Genomic DNA, 4,340 nt, shown 5'->3' on the forward strand with positions numbered 1-4,340 from the left:
GTCGATCGACGCGCCCAGCGCCGGCGCGATCACACACACCGCGCTCGTCGGAAGCCCCGCACCGGCGAGGTTCGCGACGCTTCCGGCGTTGCACGCCGCGGTCGCCACGGAACCGACCGGCCCGCTGGCGGATCCCGGCAGCGAGCCCGTGACGGAGCCGAGTTGAGCGGACGCCGTCCCGGCGCCCGCGAAGAGGGTCACTGCGGCCACGCCGCACACGGTGAGAAGCCTTACGGACATGTCGTTCTCCCTGGTGTCGTCGACCGGCGGCAGCCGCCGCCTGAACTCCAGCACATCAGAGTTCCCTTACCCGGAGGCGAATTTCGGGCGGATTCCGGGTGCGGTCACGGCGAACGGGCGCCGTCGGGATCCTCCGGGACCGAGCTCCGCGGCTACTCGGTGGGCCCGACCCGGTCGGCGTGACCGAGCGACTTTCCCGGGGCGACGAGATCCCGGACAGCCCGCTTCAGTTCGGTGATCTCGGGGAATCCACCATCCCTCTTGCGGTTCCAGACCTGCTCGTCGCCGACGTCGATCCGGAAGGTGCCGCCGGTCGCTGGCACGAGCGCGACCTCACCGATCTCGCCCTCGAAGGTCTGCAGCAGCTCGCCCGCGTACCACTGGGCGCGAAGCGTCCACCGGCACTGCGTACAGAAGGTGATGGCGATCCGGGGAGACGGCATGTCGCCCACAGTGCCACAGGCGGACCATCCGGTCTCACTGCTCGGCGGGCTCCGTCGTCGTCGGATGCAGCTCGTACATCGAATCGATCTCCTCGACGCTCTTGCCGGTGGTCTCGATGCGGAACAGCCACGTGATGACCGCCCCGAGCAGTGAGGTCCCCACCAGGATCGCCAGGACGACACCCGTGCCCCAGGCGACCAGCAGTATCGGGAAGAGGAACGAGGTGAGCACGGCGCCCGACTTGGCGATGGACGCCGCCATGCCCGCTCCCGTCCCGCGCAGGGCCGTCGGGAACACCTCCCCCGCCACGACGTAGGTCATGGAGTTGGGACCGAGGTTGGTCATGAACTGGAACAGGATGAAGCCGGTGAAGACGAGCACCGTCTGCACCGACCCGTGGGCCAGGGTCGAGGAGGCGGCGATGGCGAGTCCGGTCGCGCAGCCGAGGAAGCCCAGGATCTGCAGCCGCATGCGGCCCCACCTGTTGATCAACACGATGGCGACCAGGATGCCCACCAGGAGGAAGACGTCGATGAGGGCGGCACCCTTGGCGCCGAACAGGTCCTTGTGGATGATCGCCGACGACGACGACCCACTGCTGGCGACGTTCCCGAGCGTGGTGGCGATGATCGTCGGCGTGAAGATGCCGATCCCGTAGGTGCTGAGGTCCTGGAGGAACCACGGGACCGACGCCAGGATGGTCGATCGCCGCCACGGCGTCCTGAACAGCGCGCGGACGTCGGTCGTCGCGGCCTCGGCCCCACCGTCCCGCCCGTCCGAGATCGTCACGACCGAGGGGTACCGCGGCGTGCGGGCGAGGAGCTTCGTGAGTTCGGCCTCGGCTTCCGCGCGGCGGCCGACGTTCGCCAGCCAGTGTGGGCTCTGTACGACGAACACCCGGCCGACGGCGACCAGTGCCGCCGGTACCACGACGACACCGAACATGAGTCGCCAGGAGTCGAGTGAGCTGGTGGTGCTGAGGATGGCGACGCCCACCAGGGTCCCCGCCACGGCGCCGACCGCCTGGAACGCGAATGCCGACAGCACCTTACGGCCGCGGCCGGCGGTCGACTGCGTCTCGGAGAGGATCGCGTGCGCGGTCGGGTAGTCGCACCCCAGCGCGACACCCATCCCGAACAGGCACACGAGGAAGACGGCGAACCCGGGTGCCACGGTGGCACCGAGCAGGAAGACGGTGAACAGGATCATCTCGATGAGGAACATCTGCTTGCGGCCGAAGCGGTCCGACAGTCCACCGAGGGCCGTGGCCCCGACCATGATGCCCGCGAGGGTCGCGGCCGTGAGCAGCCCCGTCTCCACCGCCGAGAGTGACCAGTAGGCGGTGATGAGCGGCAGGGCCACCCCGATGAGGAACACGATCAGGCCCTCGAAGAACTTGCCTGCCGAGGCGAGCCAGAAGATCCTGCCCTGCATACTCGTCATGCCGCCCGCGACCGCCGGGGTGCCGTCCCGCCACCGGGGGGTCTCGTCGATGTAGCGCTGAACCGTGGAGGGGGCCCCGGGGTCGTCGTCGCCCTCGGGCGCGGGTGTCGCCATGACGCAGAAGACTACTCAGGTACCTCCGGGTGCACCGGTGTCGCGGTAAACCCCGCGTGAACGATCACGCGGCCACCTGGCCGGGCCGGGCCGGGGCCGCACAGACCTGACAAACGGAAAGGCCGTCCCCGCTTGCGCGGAAACGGCCTCTGAACTCGAAGTCCTTGGGTGGAGCTAAGGGGAATCGAACCCCTGACCTTCTCGATGCGAACGAGACGCGCTACCAACTGCGCTATAGCCCCTCACGGCCCTCGCGGACCGTGTCGCCGCCCTTTCGGGAAGCAGTGCCGCCCTCTCGAGCAGCGAGGGATACCTTACCAGCACGGCCGGGCGACCGACCAAACCGGGAGCCCTGGAGGCGTCACGAACCCGCGGTGTGCGTGTGCATCCGCACGCCGTCGTCGTTGAAGATGCTGATCACCTGCGCCGGGCGTCCCCCGGCCGCGGACAGGCTGTGCGGGACCCTGGTGTCGAACTCGGCCGCCTCCCCGCGGGTGAGGATCAGCTCCTGGTCCCCGAGGACCAGGCGCAATTTCCCGGACAGGACGTAGAACCACTCGTACCCGTCGTGGACCCGGGGTTCGGGCGCCACCTTTGCCGGCGGGTAGGTGATCTTGTAGGTCCCCACCGATGACCCCTCGGGGGCCAGGGGCGCGATGACCATGCCGTCCCGGTGGACGACGGGCCGCCGCACCCGGGGGTCGACCGTGGTCGGGGCCACCAGGTCGTCCAGGCCGATCCCCAGTTGGCGCGTGAGCGGCAGCAACAGCTCGAGACTGGCCTGCCGCTTGCCGGACTCGAGGCGCGACAGCGTGCTGGCCGACATCCCGGCCCGCTCCGCCAACTCGTCCAGCGTCAACCCGCGGCTGTGTCGGTACGCGCGCAGCCGCACGCCCACCTGCTTGAGTTCTCCGCCCATCGGTCCTCTCCCGCCGTCGCCCGACTCCTTGCCAATAGTGCAAACATTCTTGCAGTTTCTGCACACCAGGCGTCAACTGTCCCCATGGACATCACTGAGGAGACACCAGAACACTGGGACACGATCGTGGTCGGCGGTGGGGCCGCGGGCCTGTCGGCGGCGCTCATGCTCGGCCGGGCCCGCCGCCGCGTGCTCGTCGTCGACGCCGGCGAACCGCGCAACCGCTTCGCCGCGCACATGCACGGAGTCCTCGGCCACGAGGGGATGGACCCGCTCGAGCTGCTCCGCCGGGGCCGCGAGGAGCTCCGGCAGTACGACGTGACGGTGCGGTCCGGGTTCGTGACCGTGGTCCGGGACAGCGGGGTCGACGACGCGGGGAGCGGTGACGGAGCGAACGGGGGGAACGCCGCCCTGACCGTCGAATTCGCCGATGCGGCACCCGTGACAGCCCGTGCTCTCGTCGTGGCGACCGGACAGACCGACGAACTCCCGGACATCCCCGGCCTGCAGGAACTCTGGGGCTCGAGCGTGCTCCACTGCCCGTACTGCCACGGTTGGGAGGTGCGCGGCAGCAGGATCGCGGTGCTGGGCACGTCCGCCATGTCGGCGCACCAGGCCCAGCTCGTCCGGCAGTGGACCGAGGACCTGGTGTTCCTCACCGCCGGGAGTGGCGCCCCCGATGCCGAGGTGGCAGCCCGGCTCCGGGCCCGCGGCGTCCGGCTCGAGGAGTCGCCCGTCACCAGCGTCCTGTCCGAGGACGGACGACTGACCGGCGTCCGCCTGGCCGACGGACGACAGATCGCACTCGACGCGATCTTCGCCGCGCCCACCGCTCGGCCCCACGACCGGTTCCTCGACGGGCTCGACCTGGAGCGGACCACCTCCCCGCTGGGCACGGTTCTCGCGGTGGACCAGTTCGGTGCGACCAGTCATCCCCGCATCTGGGCGGCGGGCAACGTCGCCAACCCGGGGGCCACCGTGCCCGTCTCCATGGCCGCGGGGTCGATGGCGGGCGGGATGGTCAACATGATGCTGGTCAACGAGGACTTCGACGCCGCGACCTTCGCCCACAACGCCTCCGGAGGCCCGGCCGAGTTCTGGGAGGGCGAGTACGCCGGGCACGGGCCCCGCTGGTCGGGGGCCGCCAACGCCACGACCGCAGCGGTGGTCGGCCCTCTCC

4 protein-coding genes, 1 tRNA gene and 1 pseudogene are annotated in these 4,340 nt (G+C 70.1%); 1 reads left to right on the forward strand and 5 read right to left on the reverse strand.

Features of this window, described 5'->3' with window-relative positions:
• The 5 genes and pseudogenes from IY392_RS12950 to IY392_RS12970 form a co-directional block, all read right to left on the reverse strand.
• Positions 1–210: pseudogene (locus tag IY392_RS12950) on the reverse strand (hypothetical protein); the annotation flags it as partial.
• A gap of 182 nt (positions 211–392) precedes the next feature.
• Entirely contained in the window at positions 393–683 is a 291-nt protein-coding gene (locus IY392_RS12955) for a SelT/SelW/SelH family protein (protein WP_107758168.1), read from the reverse strand.
• Between the two features lie 34 nt (positions 684–717).
• The gene (locus IY392_RS12960) at positions 718–2,241 is read right to left on the reverse strand and encodes an MFS transporter (protein ID WP_194861438.1); all 1,524 of its coding nucleotides are present in this window, start codon (positions 2,239–2,241) and stop codon (positions 718–720) included.
• 169 nt (positions 2,242–2,410) lie between these two features.
• Positions 2,411–2,483, reverse strand: a tRNA-Ala gene (locus tag IY392_RS12965).
• Between the two features lie 119 nt (positions 2,484–2,602).
• Positions 2,603–3,160 (reverse strand): helix-turn-helix domain-containing protein, encoded by a 558-nt coding sequence (locus IY392_RS12970; RefSeq protein WP_017836307.1) that lies wholly within the window; start codon positions 3,158–3,160, stop codon positions 2,603–2,605.
• Between the two features lie 84 nt (positions 3,161–3,244).
• Between IY392_RS12970 and IY392_RS12975 the strand changes: the two genes are divergently transcribed.
• Positions 3,245–4,340: NAD(P)/FAD-dependent oxidoreductase (locus IY392_RS12975; RefSeq protein WP_194861439.1), on the forward strand; the 1,096-nt coding region annotated here is incomplete at its 3' end.

Source organism: Dietzia sp. SYD-A1 (genome assembly GCF_015356725.1).
Classification (GTDB): Bacteria; Actinomycetota; Actinomycetes; order Mycobacteriales; family Mycobacteriaceae; genus Dietzia.

Excerpts from the sequence above, each read along its gene's own strand:
- IY392_RS12955 (WP_107758168.1), bottom strand. The coding sequence starts at position 683 with ATGCCGTCTCCCCGGATCGCCATCACCTTCTGTACGCAGTGCCGGTGG.
- IY392_RS12960 (WP_194861438.1), bottom strand. The coding sequence starts at position 2,241 with ATGGCGACACCCGCGCCCGAGGGCGACGACGACCCCGGGGCCCCCTCC.
- IY392_RS12970 (WP_017836307.1), bottom strand. The coding sequence starts at position 3,160 with ATGGGCGGAGAACTCAAGCAGGTGGGCGTGCGGCTGCGCGCGTACCGA.